Below are 22,348 nucleotides of genomic sequence, written 5' to 3'. Positions count from 1 at the left end.
ATTAAGATCTAAAATAAAATGAATCAAGATATACAATCATTTACGATTTCAATTTATACCGAAAATAATATCGGGTTATTAAATCGTATTTCAGCTATTTTTCAGCGTAGACACATAAATATAGAAAGTTTAACAACATCACAATCAGAAATCGATGGTGTAAATCGTTTTGTAATTGTTGTAAATATTTGTGAAGAGCAAGCTATTAAAATAGTGAAGCAAATAGAAAAACAAGTAGAGACTATTCGTGCATTTTATCATACTGAAGATGATACTATTTTTACTGAATCGAGTATGTTCAAAATTAAATCCGAATTATTGTTTGATGAACCTCAAATTCAGAATTTAATAAAAGAAAGTTATGCCAGAATTGTAACGGTAAACAAAGAGTTTTTTGTTTTAGAAAAATCTGGACGCCGAAACGAAATAGAAGCATTGCGTAAAGAATTAACCAAATTTGGTATTATGCAATTTGTACGTTCCGGACGTATTGCTGTAACTAAAGACGAAATGAAAGTAACAGAAGTGCTGCATGCCTTCAATAATAAATACTAATTAAATTAAAAAATGGGAAATTATTTTAACACCTTATCATTAAGAGATAAATTAAATCAATTATCAAAATGTAGATTTATGGACTCTTCAGAATTTGAAGATGGTGTAAATGCTTTAAAAGGTAAAAAAATTGTCATAGTAGGTTGTGGCGCACAAGGATTAAACCAAGGATTAAACATGAGAGATTCTGGTTTAGATATTTCTTATGCACTTCGTGATGCTGCTATTGCAGAAAAACGTCAATCTTTTGTAAATGCAAGTGATAATGGTTTTACTGTTGGTACTTACCAAGAGTTAATTCCTACTGCAGATTTAGTGTTAAACTTAACGCCAGATAAGCAACATACAAGTGTAGTAAAAGCTGTTATGCCTTTAATGAAAAAAGGTGCAACGTTATCTTATTCTCACGGTTTTAATATTGTTGAAGAAGGGACTCAGGTTCGTGAAGATTTAACAGTAATTATGGTAGCTCCAAAATGTCCAGGTACCGAAGTTAGAGAAGAATATAAAAGAGGTTTTGGTGTACCAACTTTAATTGCGGTTCACGAAGAAAATGATCCAGAAGGAAAAGGTTGGGCTCAAGCAAAAGCTTATGCAGCAGCAACTGGTGGTGATAGAGCAGGTGTTTTAGCATCTTCTTTTATTGCTGAAGTAAAATCTGATTTAATGGGAGAGCAAACTATTTTATGTGGTTTACTTCAAACAGGTTCTATTCTTTGTTTCGATAAAATGATTGAAAAAGGAATTGATGCTGGTTATGCTTCTAAATTAATTCAATACGGTTGGGAAACTATTACAGAAGGTCTTAAATATGGTGGTATTACTCACATGATGGATCGTTTATCTAACCCAGCAAAAATTAAAGCTTTTGAACTTTCAGAAGAATTAAAAGATATTATGCGTCCGTTATTCCAAAAGCATATGGATGATATTATTGAAGGTCGTTTTTCTGCTGGTATGATGGCAGACTGGGCTAACGATGATAAAGATTTATTAGGATGGAGAGCTGCAACAGCAGAAACTGCATTCGAAAAAACGCCAGCTGGTGATGTTGAAATTTCTGAACAAGAATTTTATGATAATGGTGTGTTAATGGTAGCTATGGTAAGAGCAGGTGTAGAATTAGCTTTTGAAGCTATGACAGATTCTGGAATTATTGCAGCTTCTGCATACTACGAGTCTTTACACGAAACGCCACTTATTGCAAACACTATTGCAAGACGTAAATTATACGAAATGAACGCCGTAATTTCTGATACTGCTGAGTACGGATGTTATTTATTCGATCACGCTTGTAAGCCTTTATTAGCAGATTTCATGAAAACTGTTGATACAGATATTATCGGTAAGCCTTACGCAACAAGTAATGGTGAAGGTGTTGATAATGCTAAATTAATTGAAATAAATGCAGCTTTAAGAAATCACCCAGTAGAAAAGGTTGGTACATTCTTAAGAGCATCTATGACGGCTATGAAGCCAATAGTTTAATTCTTTAAACATATTTATAAAACCCGATTAGTTTAAACGAACTAATAGGTTTTACATATTAATATAACCTACAAGCTGTATAAGCTTGTAGGTTTTTAAAATTATAAAGCAATGAGTAAGGAGAGCAATACCTATTTTCCGAGTCTTAATAATATAAAGCTAGCTGCCGATACTATTAAAAATGTATCGGCAGTTACGCCTTTAGGAGTAAGCCTTCGTTATTCTGAATTTTTTGACGCTAATATTTTATTAAAACGCGAAGATCTACAGCAAGTACGCTCGTATAAAATTCGTGGTGCCTACAATAAAATTAGCTCTTTAACTTCTGAAGAATCTCAAAAAGGGGTGGTGTGTGCCAGTGCAGGAAATCATGCGCAAGGTGTCGCTTTATCTTGTAAACTGCTGAAAATAAAAGGCACAATCTATATGCCGTCTCCAACACCAAATCAAAAAATAGAACAGGTAAAAATGTTTGGTGGCGATTATATAGAAATTAAAATTGAAGGAGATACATTCGACGATGCAAACCATGCAGCCGTTCAAGAATGTACTGCTTTGGGTAAAATGTTTATTCATCCATTTAATGATGGAAAAGTTATTGAAGGTCAAGGTACAGTTGGTTTAGAGGTTTTAGAGCAAACCACAGCACCTATAGATTATGTGTTTGTTGCAGTTGGTGGTGGCGGTTTAGCATCTGGTTTATCAACTGTGTTTAAGGCATTGTCTCCAAATACCAAAGTTATTGGTGTAGAGCCAGAAGGCGCTCCTTCGATGTCTACTTCAATTAAAAATAATATAAATACAGAGATAGAGCATATTGAGAAATTTGTTGATGGTGCAGCTGTAAAACGCGTTGGAGATTTAAACTTCTCTATATGTAAGCAAAATTTACATGCTATGATTACAGTTCCCGAAGGAAAAGTATGCCAAACTATTTTGGAACTTTATAATAAGGATGCCATTGTAGTAGAGCCTGCTGGAGCTTTAAGCATAGCGGCTTTAGATTTTTATGCTGAAGAAATAAAAGGAAAAAACGTAGTATGTGTTGTTTCTGGAAGTAACAATGATATTACCCGAACTGCTGAAATTAAAGAACGAGCCTTGCTTTACGCTAATTTAAAGCACTATTTTATATTGAAATTTCCCCAAAGGGCAGGAGCATTAAAGGAATTTGTTGTGGATATTTTAGGTCCTAACGATGATATTACCCATTTTGAATATACTAAAAAAACAAACCGTGAAAATGGAGCAGCAGTTGTTGGTATTCAGATAAAATCTTCTGAAGATTTAGAACCGCTTATTGCTAAAATGAAGGCACGTAAATTTTTTGGCGATTATTTAAATGATAAACCCGATTTGTTTCAATTTTTAGTGTAATTCGCGTGGTTTTAGCTTAAATAGTGAAAGTTTTAATGTATTTCTTTTCGAAAACGTTTGAGTTGTATACATATGAAACTGTTGTAATTGAAGTGCTAAGAATTTGATATTTTTTCGTACAATAGCTCTGTTTTAGTGTTATTTCAGCGAGAATATTGATACCTTTACTTTACTACATAACACAATATATTTTAATATGAAAACAGCATTTCAAGACATTCCAGACGAATATAAAATAGACTCATTATTACACCAATCTACATATTTGGTTAATGGAGAACTAAAACATTGGGAAGGCGAAACAGCAGAAGTTTATTCTACTATTTCATCTACTAAAGAGTATAAAACAACTGTATTAGGAACAATTCCTCAGTTAGGCGAAGCTGAAGCATTGGAAGCTTTAGATTCGGCAACATCTGCATACAACAAAGGGCAAGGTTTATGGCCAACCATGAAAGTGATTGATAGAATTGCTTGTATGGAAAAGTTTGTTGAAGAAATGAAAACCAAGCGTGAAGAAGTTGTAAAACTATTAATGTGGGAAATTGGTAAAAACTTACCCGATTCTCAAAAGGAATTTGATAGAACAGTAGACTATATTTACGATACTATTGAGGCCTACAAGCAAATTGATAGAGACTCAGCAAAATTTGAAAAAAGCTCTGGCGTTTACGCACATATCCGTCGTGGACCACTTGGTGTGGTGCTATGTTTAGGGCCATACAACTATCCTTTAAATGAAACCTTTACACTTTTAATTCCAGCATTAATCATGGGGAATCCTGTGGTTTTTAAACCGGCAAAAATTGGTGTATTATTAATCTCTCCATTATTAGAAGCTTTTCAAAAGAGTTTTCCAAAAGGCGTGGTGAATATTGTTTACGGTCGTGGTCGTGTTTTAGCAACTCCAATAATGCAATCGGGTAAAGTTGATGTTTTAGCATTAATTGGTAATAGTAAATCTGCAAATGCATTGCAAGCGCAACACCCGAAAGGAAATAGGTTACGTATGGTTTTAGGATTAGAAGCTAAAAATCCAGCAATTATTTTACCAGATGCCGACTTAGATTTGGCAGTAGAGGAGTGTATTGCAGGAACGTTATCTTTTAACGGACAGCGTTGTACTGCTTTAAAAGTAATCTATGTACACGAATCTGTGGTAGAGGAATTTAATAGATTGTTTGCTTTCAAAGTAGATCAACTTAAATTTGGAAACCCTTGGGAGGCAGGTGCAAAATTAACGCCACTTCCAGAAATAGAAAAGCCTGGTTATATTCAAGAACTAATTGATGATGCAAAGGAAAAAGGCGCTAAAATTTTAAACAAAAAAGGAGGAGAAACTACCGAGAACTTTATTTTTCCAGCAGTGCTTTATCCAGTAACAAAAGATATGCGTGTATTTAAAGAGGAACAATTTGGACCAGTAGTGCCAGTGGTTTCTTTTTCAGATATCGAAGAGCCGCTTCATGATATGGCAGAGTCTAATTACGGACAACAAGTGAGTTTGTTTGGTCAAAATGTTCATACATTATCTCCATTAATAGATACCTTAGTTAATTTAGTTTGTCGTGTAAATTTAAACAGTTCTTGTCAACGTGGACCAGATGTTTATCCTTTTACAGGAAGAAAAGATTCGGCTTACGGAACATTAAGTGTGCATGATGCATTACGTTCTTTTTCAATTAGAACCTTTGTTGCTTCAAAAGATAACGCTTATAATAATGCTATTTTAAAAGAATTATTAGAGAAGAAAACTTCTAACTTTATTAGCACAGATTATATTCTATAATAAAGAGAAAATCACATAAATTATCTAAAAAAATAATTTTATCTTTAGGCTTCCAGTAGTGCAGAATTTTTCACTGAAAAATATTGCACTACTGGAAGCCTTTATATATGTATATTTGATACATTAAAGATTCCTGTAAAAATTTAATTTAAACTAAAATAACTAAAATGAAAATAGCAAAGTATGTATTAGTTGCTGCGTGTTCTGCAGTAGTATTAATAGGATGTGGAGGAAAAGATGAAAAGAAGAAAGAAGGCTTTTCTTATGAGAAAAAAACAGAGGTTGTTAAACCTGTAGAAAGTAACGCAAACGATGTTGTTATTACGGGTAATGATGCCATGCAGTTTAATAAGACCGAAATTAAGGTTAAAGCAGGCGAGAAAATTAAAATTACTTTAAAGCACATTGGTAAAATGGATAAAAATGTTATGGGACATAATTTTGTTTTACTTAAAAAGGGTGTAAGCGTTTCCGCTTTTGGAAATAAAGCGGCTACAGCAAAAGCTTCAGATTATATTCCGGAAAATGGTAAGGATGTTATTGCTCATACAGGTCTTGTTGGAGCAGGAGAAACATCTATAGTTGAGTTTGATGCTCCTGAGCCAGGAACATACGATTTTTTATGTAGTTTCCCAGGGCATTATGCTATGATGAAAGGGAAATTAATAGTAGAATAAATCACCAAGATTATAAAAGCTTTTAAAGTCCTTATTTTGTTAATCTCTGTAATGTTTTTAACAGAAATAAGGACTTTAATTTTTTAGGATAAGAGTAACTTCAATTTTAATAATTGTTTTACTTCCTTTATTTATATTAATTCGAAAATCTCTCTATCTGAATCATATTTTATAGGCTTAAAACTATATTTTATAGCTATAATCTTGTTTTCATTATAAATTTACCCTCTTAAGCATAACATTATCCAAGATGCTATGTTTCCAATAAAAAAACTAACCAACATGAAAATTAAAAAAATTAGTTCGTCATTACTCGTTTTATTATCTTTTTACAATTGTGAGAAAAAGGAGTATGTCGATAAAATTTACGAAAAACCAGAAATAGTTAAAGAAGCATCTTCACAATTTCTTTCACCAGAAGAAAGTATGAAAACTTTTTATCTACCAGAAGGCTATAGAGTAGAGCTTGTTGCAAGCGAACCGATGATTGATGAGCCTGTAACCATTGCGTGGGATGGAAATGGCCGTATGTATGTTGCTGAAATGAATACTTACATGCAAGATGTAGATGGAACAGGAACTAACAGATCGATTAGTAAAATCAAAATGCTTGAGGATTTAGATGGTGATGGTAAAATGGATAAAAGCACTGTTTTTATTGATAGTTTATTATTACCACGAATGATTTTACCCCTTGAAAATGAATTGATTGTTAATGAGACATTTTCGTATGATTTATGGAGCTATAAAGATACGAATGGTGATGGTGTAGCCGATAAGAAAGAACGCGTTTATTATAATCCAAATCGTCGTGGTGGAAATTTAGAACACCAACAAAGTGGTTTAATTTGGAATTTAGATAACTGGTTATATACAACGTATAATCCTATTCGATTTAAGTTTAAGAGTAATGGGAAAGTAGAGGTAGACTCTTTAGAAAATATGCCTAATAGAGGGCAATGGGGACTAACTCAAGATGATTTAGGGAATATGTATTACTCTTCTGCGGGTAGTGAAAATCCGGCTTACGGATTTCAACAGCCACCAGTATATGGAGAGTTTAATGCAAAAGGTAGACTGGCAGAAGGTTTTGTAGAACCTTGGCCAGTAGTTGGTACTCCAGATGTTCAAGGAGGTCCAAAAAGATTAAGAGAAGATGGTACCCTTAACCATTTTACAGGAACTGCAGGACAAGAAATTTATAGAGGGCATAAATTACCTCCTAGTTTATATGGTGATCTTTTTATTCCTGAGCCTGTAGGTAGATTAATTCGTAGAGCAAAAATAAAAAATGAAAATGGTAAAAAGGTAGTTTATAACGCTTACGATAAAGCTGAGTTTATGGCGTCTACAGATTTGAATTTTAGACCATTACAAGCTAAAACAGGTCCGGATGGTGCGCTTTATATTGTAGATATGTATCGTGGTATTATTCAAGAAAGTAATTGGACTAAAAAAGGAAGTTTTTTAAGACCTGTTATTGAGCGCAAAGGGTTAGATAAAAATATTGGTAAAGGTAGAATTTATAGAATTGTGCATGAAGATATTGAACTTGATAAAAAACCTAATTTAATAGGGAAGAAAGCTTCAGAATTAATAGAATATTTAGGTCATCCTAATGGTTGGTACAGAAATACGGCTCAGAAATTAATTGTTTTAAGAGGTGATGAGTCTGTTATTCCAGAATTACAGGCTTTAGCTAGAGATAACAAATCTTTTATCGATGGCTTGTTTAATAGTGATAAAGATTTTGGTTTGGAGCGCGTCACTGCACTTTGGACACTAGAAGGTTTGGATAATATTGATAAAACCTTAATTACTGAAAAATTACAAGATGAAGATTATCGTGTAAGACTTACAGCGATAAGACTAAGTGAGAATTTCATGAAAGCTGGAGATACGGATATTCTTCAAGATTTGGAAAAATTAATTTCTGATGTTGATGTAAACGTAGTAAATCAATTGGCTTTGAGTTTACGCTACAGTAAAGATAAAAAGGCTACAGAATTACTTAAAGCCATTAATGAAAAATATGAGAGTCACGAAATTATCTCTCATGCTGTTGTTGAAAGTTTAAAGAAAGATGACTCTCAGTTAGCGCAACTTAAAAAGCGAATTTCTGGAAGAAGTTTAGGGGCAAGGTTGAGTATTACGAAGGGTTATGACTCTTATAAACAACTATGTATTACCTGTCATGGTGCCGATTTAAAAGGTTTGCCTACGGAAGATGGTGGTCTTATAGCGCCATCATTAATTGGTAGTGGTAGGGTAATTGGAGATAAAGGTGTACTGAGTAAAATTTTATTAAACGGACTTATTGGCCCAATTGAAGGGAAAGAATATGGTATCATGATGCCATTAAAAGATAATAGCGATCAATGGATTGCAGATGTACTTAGTTACGTAAGAGCGATGAGTGATGCAGATAATGTGGACAGGAAAGTGGTTAGAAATGCCAGAGCACAATCTAAAGACAGAGAAGATTATTGGACTTTAGAAGAACTTAAAAAAGAAGAGGATAAGAGGAAAAAGAAATAGTTCTGATTAAGTATTAAAGAAAAAGCGAATCTAGTTAAAAACTAGATTCGCTTTTTTTTGTGATTTATTTTACAATCAACTTAGTCCTCATAGTAAATGAATGACCAGGGAATGTACAAACAATCCAATACTCACCGGGTTCGCTAGGAGATGTAAAGTAAATAGTTTCGTTACTTTCAGGTCCAACAGTTCCTGAATGAAATAAAACTAAGTCGCTAAACGGAACATAATTTAAATCTGGACCATCTAACCCAAGGTTAAGAGCCATTTCTCCAATTTTAAGTGGTGTTTCTTTACCTGGTTTGGTGATAACCACATTGTGTATCATGTCGTCATTATTATTCAGGGTAAGTTGTATTTTGCTATTTCGGTTTATAGTGATTTCTTCTGTATCATATTTTAATCCAGGAATTGTACCAATAACCACTTTTTCATCTGCTCCATGTTCTCCCCATGAAGACGGCATGGTATTAACTCGCTTAGGTTGGTCTACCTTTTTGTTAGACGTTTTAGCTATATGCATTTGTGGCGATTTTAATTCTCCACCAGGTACTTGGTTTAAAGTGTAATAGCCCGTATTGTGTAATAATAATTCTCCAGATGCAGATTTTAGTTTAGGCATTTCTATTTGATGAATAAAACCTAAACGCATGCCGTGAATCGTTAATTTTACTTTCAACCCATCGGCGGAAATTTCAGCTTTATGAACCATAGATTTTTGTTGATCTACAATGGGACTACCGTAAGTATCATGATATTTGTATGTAAACGTAGACATCTTATAGTTCGAAAGATCTTCAGCTAATTTTTTGTTGATAGGCTTGGTGAATTCAAATTCAAAACCGTCATCAAGCGCTTTCATCGTTTTAATTTCAAAAGGTGTTTTACCGCTCCAAACTAAACGTTGTAATCCATAGGCTTTTTTTCCTGTAGATGCCCAACCACGACTCGTCATACCAACAAACATATTGTTGTCTTTACCCCAAATCATCCTTAAAACTCCAGAAGAAAAACCTTCAACAAAACCAAAAGCAGCGCCTTGGTATACACCATTTACCTTTTCCATGTAAACACGCATAATTTTACTATGCCCTTGATCTCCTACAAATTGTTGGCCTTCAAACGGACCAAATTTACCATTAGTAGTGTCGTATAAAATATCTGAGGTTGATATACCTAATATGGTGTGCGGAAACCAAATTGCGGCAGATTTTAATGCCTTTTCCTTTTTAGCATAATCATACATTGAAAGTCCAGATTGTTTTTCAATATCTTCTGGTTTTAATTTTAATGGTGAGTTTGGTTCGTCTGTCCATTTTAAACTTTCTGCATGTCCTGCAAAATCACCTATTTCTAAATGCGACATACGTCCAGAACCTACCCAGTCGCCTTGGTTTTCTGTATAAAAAATATCGTTATTATCATTAATTGCAAACCCAGCTGGAGATCTAAGTCCAGCAGCTATAGGTGTAAATTCTCCTTCTGTAGTAACCTTTACAAGCCAGCCTCTCCATTTAGCAAAGCTTTTTCCGCCTTTGTACCATGATACGTTTAGGGTTAATATCATATCACCGTTTTTGTCAAACTTTGGACCATATGAATATTCATGATAATTCCCGGAAAGTGGCCATGAGTAAACCGTTTTGTATAAATCGGCTACGCCATCATTATCTTTATCTTCAAGTCTTGTTAATTCACCACGTTGTGCTAAATAAAAACCATTGTCTTTATACGCTAAACCTAGCGTTTCGTGCATGCCGTGAGCAAATCTGTTAAATTCTGGTGTTTTGCTATATGGATTGTTAACTAGCCAAACTTCACCTCTTCTTGTAGAAACACCCAGTTGGTTTTTGTCTGTTAACGCTAAACCTCCAACTTCTAATTTGATATCATTAGGTATTGGGACGTCTACAATTTTATAATACTCAGCTTCTTTTATGGCTTGAGCCGAATTTAACATTTTATCTTTTTGAGAAAATCCAAATTGATTTACTAGAAGGACGGCTATTATTACTATTGTTTTATTGATAATCTTCATGTTTTTAAGTTTTAGTTTACCAGATTATAGTATAATTAATAGTTGAATGTCCTTTAGGAATTTCTATAAGTAATTCGTTTTTTCCATTGCTGTCTCTAATAATTGGTTTATGAGTTTCTCCATCTGGGAAAACAATATAATAGCTTTCGTTGTTTATAATAAACGTGTTATTTTCTAATGCTTTTATACTTTCTCCATCTGCAATTTTATGCCACATTGAAGATTTTGATTCAGAAGTAATTACTCGATCGATACCTCTTTTTGCTTTTGCAGAGGCTTTAAAGCTGTGTGATATTTCATTTTCATTAATTTCGAATGAAAACACGGGTAAACCTTCATTTTTTAATTCATAACCAATTTGTTTAAATGTTTGGTTGTTATCTAAGGCTTTTGGCCATGCGTCATTCTTAGAATTTAATGAAGCGAAATCTAAATCGCCATGCAATGAAATGGGAAAGCCCATAGGTTCTCCGCGTTGATGTTCCCCTCGAGAGTGCCACATCTGTGTAGCATCTAAGAAATCACCACTCCAAACATGGAGTAAAGTGCCTGTTTCTAAATCTAAACTATAATTCAGTTTTTCAACTAATCCAACCGATATACAATGAGAACGCTTAACACTTTTGTGGTTTAAAAAACTACGTTGTGTAAGTGGCTTATCTGTTACGTTTAAGGTAATTGGCTTTATTGGGTTGTTCTTGCTTAAAGTTGTAGTTCCTGTTTTTAATAATGAATAACGTTGCATTTTGGGTCCTTCAACAAAAAAGTCGAAACCACGGCGCCATATTATGGGCTTGTTGTACACAAGGTTGTAAGTAACTTGACCTTTTTCTAAATGAACTTTACTAAACTGTGTCGTATTCATATCAAAGTCGCCGTTCATTTTCATTACAGTATCATTCTCAATGATTAAGTACGTACCGCCATTAACCGCAGCTTCAAATAAATAGTCGCCAGATGTTGGTATATCTAGTTTTCCTGAGTAACTTAATACTTTTTGATCTCTTACATCAATCCTCATTAAAGGAGAAATAGAGTCTGTTGTATGTGTTTCAAGAAGTTTAAGATCTTCTATGTTTTTTAAAACAGAAAGCTTTTTAGAATTATCGTAAATTTCAAGCTCAGATTTTTCGATGCCAATTTTTTTGTCTTCATAAAGTTTATATTTTATATTTTTAAAAGCAACAGGTCCATGATCGCCCTGAATCATTAATGGAGCATAAGGCACTTCTTCTTTTGCAGCGCTAGCACGAGTAGATCCCGTAACCTCTACGTTTTTCTGAATTAAAATATTATTTAACCTAACTTCTTCAAACCAAGCGTTTTTAATTTTTTCGCCTTTTTCGTTAAACTTTGGTGCATGAAAAATAATTTTTAAATGTTGCCATAAACCAGGAGCTTTAGCAGCATTTACTAAAGGCGAATGCCCTTCATAACCTTCTTTACCTTTTGCAGCATCTTTGTTCCATCGTTGATAAACACCGCCAATATCATTGTATTTAGGATGTTCTACACCCCAGCTATCAAATAACTGAATTTCATATCTACTTTGAAAATAAATGCCAGAATTAGACTTTATTGGCATCATAACATCAAGTTCTAACTCAATATCACCATGTTCGAAATTGGAAAATATATGTTTGTTCTGCTCTTGGTCGTTTTTATTTATTAAAACGCCTTTGCCCTCATTTGGTATAAGTGTTTTTTCTTTACTTCTATTAGCTACTACACTTCCGGCTATTTGCCAGTTTTTAGTAGTTGGTCTAAAATCTGATAAGTCTTCTAACTCAATATTAGTAAACGGTAATGTATTAAGTGTTTCTTCTTTTTCGTTAACAGTTTCTAGCAGTTTTGTTTCTTCTTTTTCGCAAGAAATTATCAACGAAATAGCAAAAAGAAAAAGGAGTTTGTTTTTCATATGCTTATTTGGTTAGATAAAGTTGGTTGTTTTTTGACTTACGTAAAAGTATCTGCTTTTAGTTGTTACCCGTTGTTCATATGGCTTATTATATGCAAAATATGGTTCTTAAAACGCATAATTAAGTGTTAACATGGTACTTCTTGGTAAAATAGGAACTACAATAAAACTAGCATCTGGGTTGTCATTAATGTAGTCTTGAGTTACTCCATTGGCATTTGCTCCAAAAGAATTTGCTCCAAAAAAGTTAGCCAGTCCGTCAGAGTTTAAAAGGTTGCTGGCTAATACGCGAGCGCTTAAATTTTTGTTTATTTGGTAACCTATACCAGCATCAAAAATACTGTAAGCGGCCAATTGAAAAGCGTTGGCTACGTTACCTTCGCGCTTGCCTGTGTATTTCCATTTAATGAAAGATGATACTTTGTTTTTCTGAAATTCTGAAGATAGATTAAAGAGTAATTTTGGATTGAATGGTAATCTATTTCCAGAATAATTTATAATACTATCATCTGCTATATCAACAGATCCTGCTGCGTCATAAATATTCCATTTTCTTGCCTTTGGGTTTTGTAAAACACCATTAAAACGAAAGGTTAAATATTGAATAGGGTTGTAAATGGTTTCCCACTCTAAGCCAAATGTTTGTGAGTTGTTAAACTGTATTGGCGTGTAAAAAATACTGCTTGTACTATCATCAAATTCAAAATTAGAAACTCCAATATTTTTTAATTCACTCCAAAAAAGTGTTGTTGTAAATGAGAAATCTTTTAAAGCTGATTTCAATCCCAATTCTGCTTGTTTTATTTTTTGTACTTCACCTGCATTAATAATAGGTACGTTAGCAAAATTGTTGAAATAATAATTTAATTCTGGTGCCTTGTTTCCTCTAGAATAACGTCCAAATAGAGAAGCATCTTCTGTTAATTTGATATTTAAACCTGCTGAATATGATAAGTAATTATAGTTAAAATTAAACGAATCACGGTCACCTGTTGGTTGTAAAATATTATTATCATAAATAGTAGTTTCATCTCCATCTAAACCTCCATTTTGTGTAAAAGGAGTGCTACGGTCATTACTGCCTTTATGGTATATAGATTCATAACGAAGTCCTAAATCTAATTGGATGTTATCTGAAATTGCCCAAACATCATTAACAAACGTAGCTGCTTGAAAAACATCAGCACGACTGTTTGTGAAAAATAAACCACCATAGTTACTTACACCATGCTCATCAGATAAATATAGAACCGGTTCACCGGGGTTTTCTAAAGTAACCTCTAACATGGTTGGGTTATTTTCATAAGTAGAAAACGCAAAACTACCTTGTGTAAAAACGGAAGTATTAGATATACCTGTAGAAAAACCGAAACTAAAATCGTGGTTATCCCAAGTTTTCAATAAAGTTAATTGCTGCATAAACTCATCGGCATCGTTATCTTTATACCAAGTAGATGTTCCTAAAACGGCATCGTTAGGTAATGTGCTTTCGGTTAGATAGTTTATTGGGCTTCCTGCAAAAATAGGACTGTTATCAATTCTTGCCATTTCGTCTCCTGTTCGAGTATTTTTAAAAACAATTTGACCAACAGGAAAAGGATTTCCGTTACTTGGTAAATAATACGTTGTAGGGTCGCTTAATGATACAAAAGCGTTACTGATAGAGGTTTGCCAATTTGCATTTTTGGTCGAAAATTTCATATTGTTTTTAATAGACCAATTATTGTTTAGGCTCTGAAACAAATCTAATCCAATCGCTAAATCTTTTGCATGTACACCTTTTGATGGATTAAAACGATTTGTTTTTCCGTCTTCTAAATAACGACCATCGGGAATCGATGCATTGTAAGAAGGCATTAAAAGAGCAGAGGAGTTGAAATCTTGTCCAAAAGCAGCTTCAGGATTGTCCCAGTTTGTAGCCGCAACACCGTTATATCTATTAGTATAATCGTTTAAATATTTTCCGTAAAGTTTAAAATATCCACGAGAGTTTACTTTAGTTAAGTTGAATTTAAATTGTCCACCTTTACTAAACGTAAAATCTGTGTTTCTTGCACCTTCATCATGTCTGTAATGTCCACCAGCGTTAAAACTCCAATTATTTCCTAATTGGCTACCTAAAACAGCATCTGCTCTGTAATAAGGATTGCCTTCACCTTTAATACCAGTTTGTAATTGTGCTTCACCAGTTAATTCTTTTGAGTTTGTTTGTCTAGAAATAAAATTATAAACGCCTCCAGGAGCATTCATGGCTGTTATGGATGCGCTACCGCCTCTTAAGGCCTCAACGTTTGCTGTCATTAAATCTGCGCGATGAAATAAATCTGGACCATAGTACGAGTGTTGTACTAAGCTTACAGGTAAATCATCTTCCTGTAAAGATACGTAATACCAACCCATATCATCTTCGGCTGCAGCCGAAATACCACGCGTGTAAACTCTTGTGAAAACTTCTCCGGCAGAAGCATCAACAAAAGTTCCAGGGATGTTCTGCAATAAGTTTGCAGTGCCTTGCGGAACTATTTGTTTTAAGTCTTTGGTATTTAAAGTGCTCACAGAGGTACTCGATTCTAATTGTATTGTAGGAGTGAAATTCCCGGTAATAACTACAGTGTGTAGGTTTAGTAAGTCGCTCTCTAAATTGTATGATAACTCGGTGTTATTACCATTTAAGCTAACATTATCATTAATAGGTTTAAATCCTAAATACGAAATACTTAAAATATAATTTCCCGTAGGTGTATTTGTTAAATAATACTTGCCTTCAGTATCTGTAATGCTAAAAAGTATTGGTTCTGTGTTTAAAAAAACAGTAGCTCCGGATATAGGATTATTGTTGCTGTCTGTAATTGTTCCGTTAAGAGATGATTGTGCGTTAATTAACAAGGTTTGGCCCAATATCAAAAACGATATTAGTAATTTAATGCTATTCATAAGTTATAGAGAGTAAAAATAGTTGGTTGATTTTTGAACACAAATTTATAAAATTAATCCGCATTACTGTTTATATATTATCACTGAAAGGATTCAAACAGGTCTATCAATTGGTAATAAATAACGTCCTGTTCCAATTTTAATGAAAGGCAAATTTTTAATTCATAAAAAATGTGTATTTTGCGTGGTGCTAATGTTCAAATAATTTCAGTGAAAGTAAACAAAATAAATATTGAGCCTTATGAGGCTGATGGTATTGTATATCATGCAGATACTTGTTTGCCATTAATTGATGCGTTTAACAGAAAAAAAATAAAGTTTAAAGCTTTAGCTAGGCATACTTATCCTGGTGATCGATTGGATGAAAATACCATGGGGCTAAACAGTATTGGCTATTGGGATGCAAACGAACCGCAAGATTGGGGTTTAGATTGGCACCGCAACGAAGGTATTGAGTTTCATTTTTTAGAATCGGGTACCATGCCGTATTCTCAGGAAAATAAAGAAGTTTTGCTTACTCCAAATCATTTAACAATTACACGTCCGTGGGAAGCTCATAAAGTAGGAAACCCATATGTTGGTATGGGGAAATTCTATTGGGTTATTATCGATTTAGGCGTGCGAAGGCCTCATCAAGAATGGGTTTGGCCAGATTGGATCACATTAACACCGAGTGATTTAGGACGATTAACTACTATTTTAAGGCAGAATGAAAAATCTATTTGGAAAACCGATCAAACAGTTCGCGATTGTTTTCTTAGGATTAACAAGGCGATCAATACCGATGAAAATGGGAGTAATGCTTCTAAAATAAGACTGTTAGTTAATTATTTATTAATCCTTTTACTCGATTTATTAAATACAGACGATGTTGTTTTAGATGAAAAACTAACTGATAGTTCACGAAGCGTAAAATTTTTTTTAGATGAATTGGTGAATAATTTATCCGAAAATTGGACTGTAGAACTAATGGCAGAATCCGCAGGTGTGGGAGTAACAAGGTTTACACATCATTGTAAGCGCTTAACCAATGTAACGCCTATGCGCTATCTAACCATGAAGCGTTTGGATTTATCTAAAAAAATCCTTCAAGAAAACAACGAGTTGACTATTGCAGAAGTGGCCTATATGTGTGGTTTTGCAACAAGCCAATACTTTGCAACGGTTTTTAAAAAGCATGAAAAATGCTCGCCTAATACTTATAGGTTAAAGTATGCTGTAAATGCGGTAGACTGTGTTTAAATTATTTCACTGAATAATAATACACGCTATTTAAAATTCTATTTTATATTTTCACTAGGTAGAAATTACTGTGCTTTTTTGTTCGAATACTTAAGTCTATACTTTATAACGTTAACGATTTTATAAAGGAACGGTTATGTGTTGTAAAGACAAATAGTAGTCTGTAATTTCTATACCAACCAAACTAAACTAAATTTTATAAAATGGAAAACATTAATAAGAAACGACTCTTTCTTGCGAGTTGTTTAGCATTAATTACAACGGCAATGACATTTGCCATTCGCGCACGATTAGAAACTGTTTTTGGACCTGAAGGCGTTGGGCTAACACTAGAACAAATTGGTTACGCGTTTACGCCGGCTTTTTTCGGTTTTACAATTGCCATGATTTTTGGAGGACCACTAGTCGATTTTCTTGGAATTAAAAAAATTACATGGATTGCTTTTACTATGCATGCCGTAGGAATTGTGTGGACTATTATGGCCGATTCAATGACCTCTTTATTTCTAGCAACACTATTTGTTGGTATCGGTAATGGTATGGTAGAAGCAGCATTAAACCCAATGGTAGCATCAATGTATACTAATGAAAAAACAAAAATGCTAAATAGATTTCATGTATGGTTCCCTGGTGGTATCGTAATTGGTTCCATTATTGGGTGGCTTGTTATGGATGTTATGGGCTTAAGTTGGCAAATTATGGTTTCAACGTTATTTATACCTTTAGTGTTGTATGCTGTATTGTTTTTTGGACAAGAATTTCCGGTTACCGAGCGTGTACAGATGGGAATTAGTAATAAAAAAATGTTCTCTAGCGTTGGGAAACCTTTATTCATTTTTATGGTGTTTTGCATGCTTTTAACAGCAGCTTCAGAGTTAGGAACAACCCAACGTATAGAATCGCTTTTAAAAGAATCTGTTGCAGTGCCACTGTTAGTGTTAGCGTTTATTAACGGTATTATGGCTCTAGGTAGACTGTTCGCAGGGCAAGTTGTACATAGGTTAAAACCTTCGGGCATGTTGTTGTATTCAGCAATATTTACTTTTATAGGTTTATGGTTGTTAACGGTAACTAGTGGCGGAATGACTTTTGTTGCAGCAGCAGTTTTTGCTATTGGAGTTACATTCTTTTGGCCAACCATGTTGGGCTTTGTGGCAGAATATTTACCAGAAACAGGAGCGCTTGGACTTTCAATTATGGGTGGAGCAGGTATGTTTTCTGTGTCGTTAGTATTACCAATTATGGGGAAATTGATGGATGATGCGAATGCTTCTGAAGCTTTAAGAACCATGTCTATTTTGCCAGCAATTCTTATTGTGGCCTTTTTAGGTTTAAATTTTTATATGAAAAAAAGAAATAAAACAGAACAAGCATAAGTAGTTATGACAAGAAAATTAAGAATGGGAATGATAGGTGGCGGCACCGGATCATTCATTGGAGATGTACACCGCAGAGCCGCAGCCATCGATGGCATGATAGAATTAGTTTGTGGGGCTTTTAGTAGTAATGAAGAAAAGTCTAAAACATCGGGTAAAGCATTATACCTTCCTGAAGATAGATGCTATGGTAGTTTTGAGGAAATGATTTTAAAAGAAAAGGAACTTCCTGAAGGTGTTCGTATGGATTTTGTTTCCATTGTAACACCAAACCATATGCATTTTCCTCCTGCAAAATTAGCTTTAGAAAATGGGTTTAATGTGGTTTGCGATAAACCGATGACGTTAACTTTAGACGAAGCTATCGCGTTAGAAACTATAATTGAAAAAAGCGGGAAACTTTTTGCTTTAACGCATAATTACACGGGGCACCCGATGGTAAAGCAAGCGCGAGCTATGGTTGCGAAAGGTGATTTGGGTAAAATTAGAAAAATACAAGTACAATACTTACAGGGTTGGTTGTCTACGGCAGTAGAGCAAACTGGACAGAAACAGGCCTCTTGGCGAGTAGACCCGAGTAAATCGGGTATTGGCGGTGCTTTAGGTGATATTGGAACGCATGCAGAAAATTTAGCTGAATATATTACAGGTCTAAAAATTGAAGAACTAGCTGCAGATTTGGGGAAGTTTGGAGAAGGCCGTGTGCTTGATGATGATGGAAACTTATTACTACGTATGGAAAATGGAGCAAAAGGAACCATGTCTATTTCGCAAATTGCTTTAGGTGAAGAAAATAATTTAGCTATAAAGGTTTATGGTGAAAAAGGAAGCTTGGAATGGCATCAAGAAAATCCGAACCAATTAATTACACATTGGTTAGAAGAGCCTGTTAAAATATTTACGCCAAATGGTAATAATTTATATGAAGAAGCTCTAAATGTTTCTCGTATTCCGGCAGGACACCCAGAAGGATATTTAGAAGCTTTTGCAACTATTTATAAGAATTTTGCGACACATTTAATGGCTGTTTTAAATGGTGAAACTATTGATAAACCAGATTATCCAACAGTAAAAGATGGTATTCGAGGGATGCAATTTATTTATGCAGCTGTAGAAAGTGATAAAAAGAATGCTGCTTGGACAAAAATAGAATAACGATATAAACTACTATTGGCGGATGCTGCGTTAGGGATTGAACGGTCTGTTTAAGCTCTCCGACCAACGGAAGGGAGCGAGTAGAGAAAGCCCGACCCTAGGGTAACGCCAAAAAAAATAAAATAAAATATGAAAACAATAAAAGGACCAGCAATTTTTTTAGCGCAATTCGCAGGAAGTGAGGCGCCATTTAATACTTTAGATAACTTATGTAAATGGGCTGCAGATTTAGGATATAAAGGGATTCAGATTCCAACATGGGAAACTGGGTTAATCGATATCGAAATTGCTGCGGAAAGTCAAACGTATTGCGATGATTTAAAAGGAAAAGTTAATTCTTATGGATTAGAAATAACAGAATTATCTACACATTTACAAGGGCAATTAGTAGCTGTAAACCCAGCTTATGACACCTTGTTTGATGGTTTTGCTCCCGATGCTGTAAAAGGAAACCCAAAAGCAAGAACGGAATGGGCTATCGATTTTGTTAAGAAATCGGGGACAGCAAGTGGGCGGTTAGGTTTAAAATCTCACGCGTCGTTTTCGGGTGCTTTACTTTGGCATACTATGTACCCTTGGCCACAGCGTCCGCAAGGTTTAGTGGAAATGGGCTTTAAGGAATTGGCAAAGCGTTGGTTACCTATTTTAAATCATTTTGATGAGCAAGGGGTTGATATTTGTTATGAACTGCACCCGGGTGAAGATTTGCACGATGGCGTGTCTTTCGAGCGTTTTTTAGAGGCAACAGGAAATCATAAACGTGCCAATATTCTTTACGATCCAAGTCATTTTGTATTGCAACAATTAGATTATTTAAAATTTATAGATTATTACCACGAGCGTATAAAAGCTTTTCATGTTAAAGATGCAGAGTTTAATATGTCTGGAAAACAAGGGGTTTACGGAGGTTATTCGGATTGGCAAGATCGCGCAGGTCGTTTTAGATCTTTAGGTGACGGCCAAGTCGATTTCAAAAGTATTTTTACAAAACTTACTAAATACGATTGTGATGTTTGGGCGGTTATGGAATGGGAATGTTGTATAAAATCTTCGGCTCAAGGTGCTCGAGAAGGCGCTCCGTTTATTCAGCAACATATTATTGAGGCTGCCGAGCGTAGTTTTGATGATTTTGCTGGTGCTAAACCAGATGATGATTTTTTGAAAAGTATACTTGGAATTTAATGAATAAAGGTTTAATTATTTTAATAGCGTTAGTTTTTGCGTCTTGTAGTCAAAGGCTTGTAATGGTAGATTCTAAACAACAGGTTGAAACTTCGGAAGATGTAATAGAACCTACAAAGCCTTCGGAAACCGAGGTTTGGGAACCTAAACCTAAAGTTGTTGAGGTGGATGAGGAGACTCAAATTCCGTCGGATGCGATTGTATTATTTAATGGTGAGAATTTTGATGAATGGGTGTCTTCTGATGATTCTTCAAATGTTGAATGGATTTTAAATCCTGATAAAAGCATGACTGTTAAAAATAAGGCTGGTAATATTCAAACAAAACGTGATTTTGGTGATATGCAACTTCATATAGAATGGAAATCTTCCGAAGAAATAAAAGGAAAAGGACAAAGTCGTTCTAATAGTGGTGTGTTTATTCAAGGCAGGTACGAAGTGCAGATTTTAGATAATAATGATAACGAAACGTATGTAAATGGCCAAGTTGGTTCTATATATAAGCAAGGTATTCCGTTGGCTAAAGCATCTTCAGAAACTGGAAAATGGAATGTTTATGATATTATTTATCATGCACCTGTGTTTAATGAAGTAGGAGAAAAAACTGAATCCGGCACAATAACTGTACTTCATAATGGTGTGTTAATACAAGACCATTATGAAATTAAAGGAACAACTCAGTTTATTGGGTGGCCTAAAAATAAACCGCACGGAAAAGCGCCAATTAAGTTGCAAGACCACAGAGATAATAGCGGTGTGAGTTATAGAAATATTTGGGTTAGAGAATTATAAAAAAAAAATAGAAATTATGATAAATCGTATTGTTGTACTACTAATTAGTCTTTGTTTTATTAGCAATAGCTATTCGTGTAATCCAATTAAAAGTAAAATAAAAGTACTTATTGTAGACGGGCAAAATAATCATACGGTTTGGCCAAAATCAACGATTATGATGAAGCAGTACCTTGAAGAAACAGGTATGTTTACTGTAGATATTGCTAGAACGAAATATTTAAATAATAGTGAAGAAAATAAAGATTGGTTAGCGTTGGCAAACGTAGGAGAAGGCATTGAGGGGAAACCTAAAACAGATCCTGGTTTTAACCCAAAATTTTCAAAGTACGATGTGGTAATTTCTAATTTTGGATACAAAGCAGCATCATGGCCTGAGAAAGTTCAAAAGAAGTTTGAAAAATATATTAAAAAAGGAGGCGGATTTGTTAGTGTGCATGCTGCCGATAATAGCTTTCCAGAATGGACAGCTTATAATGAAATGATTGCTATAGGCGGTTGGGGTGGTCGTACCGAAAAACATGGTCCTTATTTATATGTCGATAAAGACAATAAGCCAAAGAAAGATTATAGTCCAGGAAAAGGAGGAACTCATGGTAAAAGAGAGGCTTTTGCCGTAACAAACTACAATACCGAGCATCCAATTACTAAAGGAATGCCAAAGGTTTGGATGCATGCGCCAGATGAATGTTATGCGTTTCTTAGAGGGCCTGCCGAGAATGTAACCATTTTATCAACTGCTGTATCTACAAAGAAAAAACCAGGGCTAGAACAAAAAGAACCTGTAGCTATGGTTGTTGATTATGGTAAAGGAAGAATATTTCATACTACTTTGGGGCACGATACAAAATCATTTGAGTGTGTTGGTTTTATCACCTTGTTAAAACGCGGGGTAGAGTGGGCTGCAACTAATAAAGTGACTCAAATAGAATTGCCAGCAGATTTTCCATCTGCCGATAATGTATCTACAAGAAATTTCAATTTAGCAAAATAGAGGTTATTGAATTATTCAAGAAATAGTAATTTATTAATGTTTTTGATAGCAAAAATATCAGATTAATATAATTGCACAACATTAAATATAAATCTACTCTATTTTTTATGTTTAATGTTGTGTAATTCATAATTAGTTGTAATTTTGCGGCTTATATTAACGAAAGGGGCTCACGCCGACGATTTAGAGTTAATAGTTAAGGTAGTTATTCAGTGAAAACAGGAAACAACATATCTCTTATCTCTTCTGTTTTAGTAGCAAATACTAAAACAACTGTTGTGCGTATTCCTGAAA

15 protein-coding genes are annotated in these 22,348 nt (G+C 34.4%); 12 read left to right on the top strand and 3 right to left on the bottom strand.

The window, feature by feature from the left end; all coding sequences use genetic code 11:
* The first annotated feature begins 18 nt into the window (after window positions 1-18).
* The 6 genes from ilvN (at window position 19) to DFQ06_RS13995 (ending at window position 8,424) form a co-directional block, all read left to right on the top strand.
* Window positions 19-555 carry an acetolactate synthase small subunit gene (gene ilvN, locus DFQ06_RS14020; protein WP_042495918.1) on the top strand — a complete coding sequence of 179 codons (537 nt, stop codon included), beginning with the start codon at window positions 19-21 and terminating at the stop codon, window positions 553-555.
* 12 nt (window positions 556-567) lie between these two features.
* Window positions 568-2,043: a ketol-acid reductoisomerase gene (ilvC, locus tag DFQ06_RS14015; protein WP_042495917.1), complete on the top strand. Its 1,476-nt coding sequence runs from the start codon at window positions 568-570 to the stop codon at window positions 2,041-2,043.
* A 111-nt stretch (window positions 2,044-2,154) separates the two neighbouring features.
* A complete protein-coding gene (ilvA, locus tag DFQ06_RS14010) occupies window positions 2,155-3,420 on the top strand; it encodes a threonine ammonia-lyase IlvA (RefSeq protein ID WP_133968311.1) in 1,266 nt (421 codons plus the stop codon).
* 196 nt (window positions 3,421-3,616) lie between these two features.
* Window positions 3,617-5,209, top strand: a complete 1,593-nt coding sequence (locus tag DFQ06_RS14005; RefSeq protein ID WP_042505887.1) for an NADP-dependent glyceraldehyde-3-phosphate dehydrogenase — start codon at window positions 3,617-3,619, stop codon at window positions 5,207-5,209.
* 167 nt (window positions 5,210-5,376) lie between these two features.
* Window positions 5,377-5,886: an azurin gene (azu, locus tag DFQ06_RS14000; protein WP_074937959.1), complete on the top strand. Its 510-nt coding sequence runs from the start codon at window positions 5,377-5,379 to the stop codon at window positions 5,884-5,886.
* Between the two features lie 282 nt (window positions 5,887-6,168).
* Complete coding sequence (locus DFQ06_RS13995) at window positions 6,169-8,424, top strand: DUF7133 domain-containing protein (protein ID WP_133968309.1); 2,256 nt, start codon at window positions 6,169-6,171, stop codon at window positions 8,422-8,424.
* A 64-nt stretch (window positions 8,425-8,488) separates the two neighbouring features.
* Here DFQ06_RS13995 and DFQ06_RS13990 read toward each other — a convergent pair whose 3' ends face one another.
* From DFQ06_RS13990 to DFQ06_RS13980, 3 genes are all read right to left on the bottom strand, one after another.
* Complete coding sequence (locus tag DFQ06_RS13990) at window positions 8,489-10,462, bottom strand: plastocyanin/azurin family copper-binding protein (RefSeq protein WP_133968307.1); 1,974 nt, start codon at window positions 10,460-10,462, stop codon at window positions 8,489-8,491.
* A 16-nt stretch (window positions 10,463-10,478) separates the two neighbouring features.
* Window positions 10,479-12,380, bottom strand: coding sequence for a 3-keto-disaccharide hydrolase (locus DFQ06_RS13985; protein WP_133968306.1), 1,902 nt, complete (start codon window positions 12,378-12,380; stop codon window positions 10,479-10,481).
* A 108-nt stretch (window positions 12,381-12,488) separates the two neighbouring features.
* Window positions 12,489-15,314, bottom strand: a complete 2,826-nt coding sequence (locus DFQ06_RS13980; RefSeq protein WP_133968304.1) for a TonB-dependent receptor — start codon at window positions 15,312-15,314, stop codon at window positions 12,489-12,491.
* A gap of 210 nt (window positions 15,315-15,524) precedes the next feature.
* Here DFQ06_RS13980 and DFQ06_RS13975 point away from each other — a divergent pair, with 210 nt between their 5' ends.
* The 6 genes from DFQ06_RS13975 (at window position 15,525) to DFQ06_RS13950 (ending at window position 22,054) form a co-directional block, all read left to right on the top strand.
* Entirely contained in the window at window positions 15,525-16,556 is a 1,032-nt protein-coding gene (locus DFQ06_RS13975) for a helix-turn-helix transcriptional regulator (protein ID WP_074938002.1), read from the top strand.
* A 203-nt stretch (window positions 16,557-16,759) separates the two neighbouring features.
* Window positions 16,760-17,932, top strand: coding sequence for an MFS transporter (locus DFQ06_RS13970; protein ID WP_074937950.1), 1,173 nt, complete (start codon window positions 16,760-16,762; stop codon window positions 17,930-17,932).
* Between the two features lie 6 nt (window positions 17,933-17,938).
* Window positions 17,939-19,087, top strand: a complete 1,149-nt coding sequence (locus DFQ06_RS13965; protein ID WP_162857671.1) for a Gfo/Idh/MocA family protein — start codon at window positions 17,939-17,941, stop codon at window positions 19,085-19,087.
* A 129-nt stretch (window positions 19,088-19,216) separates the two neighbouring features.
* The gene (locus DFQ06_RS13960) at window positions 19,217-20,269 is read left to right on the top strand and encodes a sugar phosphate isomerase/epimerase family protein (protein WP_133968302.1); all 1,053 of its coding nucleotides are present in this window, start codon (window positions 19,217-19,219) and stop codon (window positions 20,267-20,269) included.
* Window positions 20,269-21,060: a 3-keto-disaccharide hydrolase gene (locus DFQ06_RS13955; RefSeq protein ID WP_133968300.1), complete on the top strand. Its 792-nt coding sequence runs from the start codon at window positions 20,269-20,271 to the stop codon at window positions 21,058-21,060. Before DFQ06_RS13960 ends, DFQ06_RS13955 begins: the two co-directional genes overlap by 1 nt.
* Window positions 21,061-21,217: 157 nt before the next feature.
* Window positions 21,218-22,054, top strand: a complete 837-nt coding sequence (locus tag DFQ06_RS13950) for a ThuA domain-containing protein (RefSeq protein WP_235833548.1) — start codon at window positions 21,218-21,220, stop codon at window positions 22,052-22,054.
* Window positions 22,055-22,348 lie beyond the last annotated feature (294 nt).

Origin of the sequence: Algibacter lectus (genome assembly GCF_004368925.1) — a bacterium.
In the GTDB taxonomy this organism is placed as follows: domain Bacteria; phylum Bacteroidota; class Bacteroidia; order Flavobacteriales; family Flavobacteriaceae; genus Algibacter; species Algibacter lectus.
This window is presented reverse-complemented; position numbering and strand designations above follow the sequence as displayed.

Coding starts and splice junctions, on each gene's coding strand:
- ilvC (WP_042495917.1), top strand. CDS start 568: ATGGGAAATTATTTTAACACCTTATCATTAAGAGATAAATTAAATCAA.
- DFQ06_RS13955 (WP_133968300.1), top strand. CDS start 20,269: ATGAATAAAGGTTTAATTATTTTAATAGCGTTAGTTTTTGCGTCTTGT.
- DFQ06_RS14005 (WP_042505887.1), top strand. CDS start 3,617: ATGAAAACAGCATTTCAAGACATTCCAGACGAATATAAAATAGACTCA.
- ilvA (WP_133968311.1), top strand. CDS start 2,155: ATGAGTAAGGAGAGCAATACCTATTTTCCGAGTCTTAATAATATAAAG.
- azu (WP_074937959.1), top strand. CDS start 5,377: ATGAAAATAGCAAAGTATGTATTAGTTGCTGCGTGTTCTGCAGTAGTA.
- DFQ06_RS13980 (WP_133968304.1), bottom strand. CDS start 15,314: ATGAATAGCATTAAATTACTAATATCGTTTTTGATATTGGGCCAAACC.
- DFQ06_RS13995 (WP_133968309.1), top strand. CDS start 6,169: ATGAAAATTAAAAAAATTAGTTCGTCATTACTCGTTTTATTATCTTTT.
- ilvN (WP_042495918.1), top strand. CDS start 19: ATGAATCAAGATATACAATCATTTACGATTTCAATTTATACCGAAAAT.
- DFQ06_RS13985 (WP_133968306.1), bottom strand. CDS start 12,380: ATGAAAAACAAACTCCTTTTTCTTTTTGCTATTTCGTTGATAATTTCT.
- DFQ06_RS13965 (WP_162857671.1), top strand. CDS start 17,939: ATGACAAGAAAATTAAGAATGGGAATGATAGGTGGCGGCACCGGATCA.
- DFQ06_RS13970 (WP_074937950.1), top strand. CDS start 16,760: ATGGAAAACATTAATAAGAAACGACTCTTTCTTGCGAGTTGTTTAGCA.
- DFQ06_RS13950 (WP_235833548.1), top strand. CDS start 21,218: ATGATGAAGCAGTACCTTGAAGAAACAGGTATGTTTACTGTAGATATT.
- DFQ06_RS13990 (WP_133968307.1), bottom strand. CDS start 10,462: ATGAAGATTATCAATAAAACAATAGTAATAATAGCCGTCCTTCTAGTA.
- DFQ06_RS13960 (WP_133968302.1), top strand. CDS start 19,217: ATGAAAACAATAAAAGGACCAGCAATTTTTTTAGCGCAATTCGCAGGA.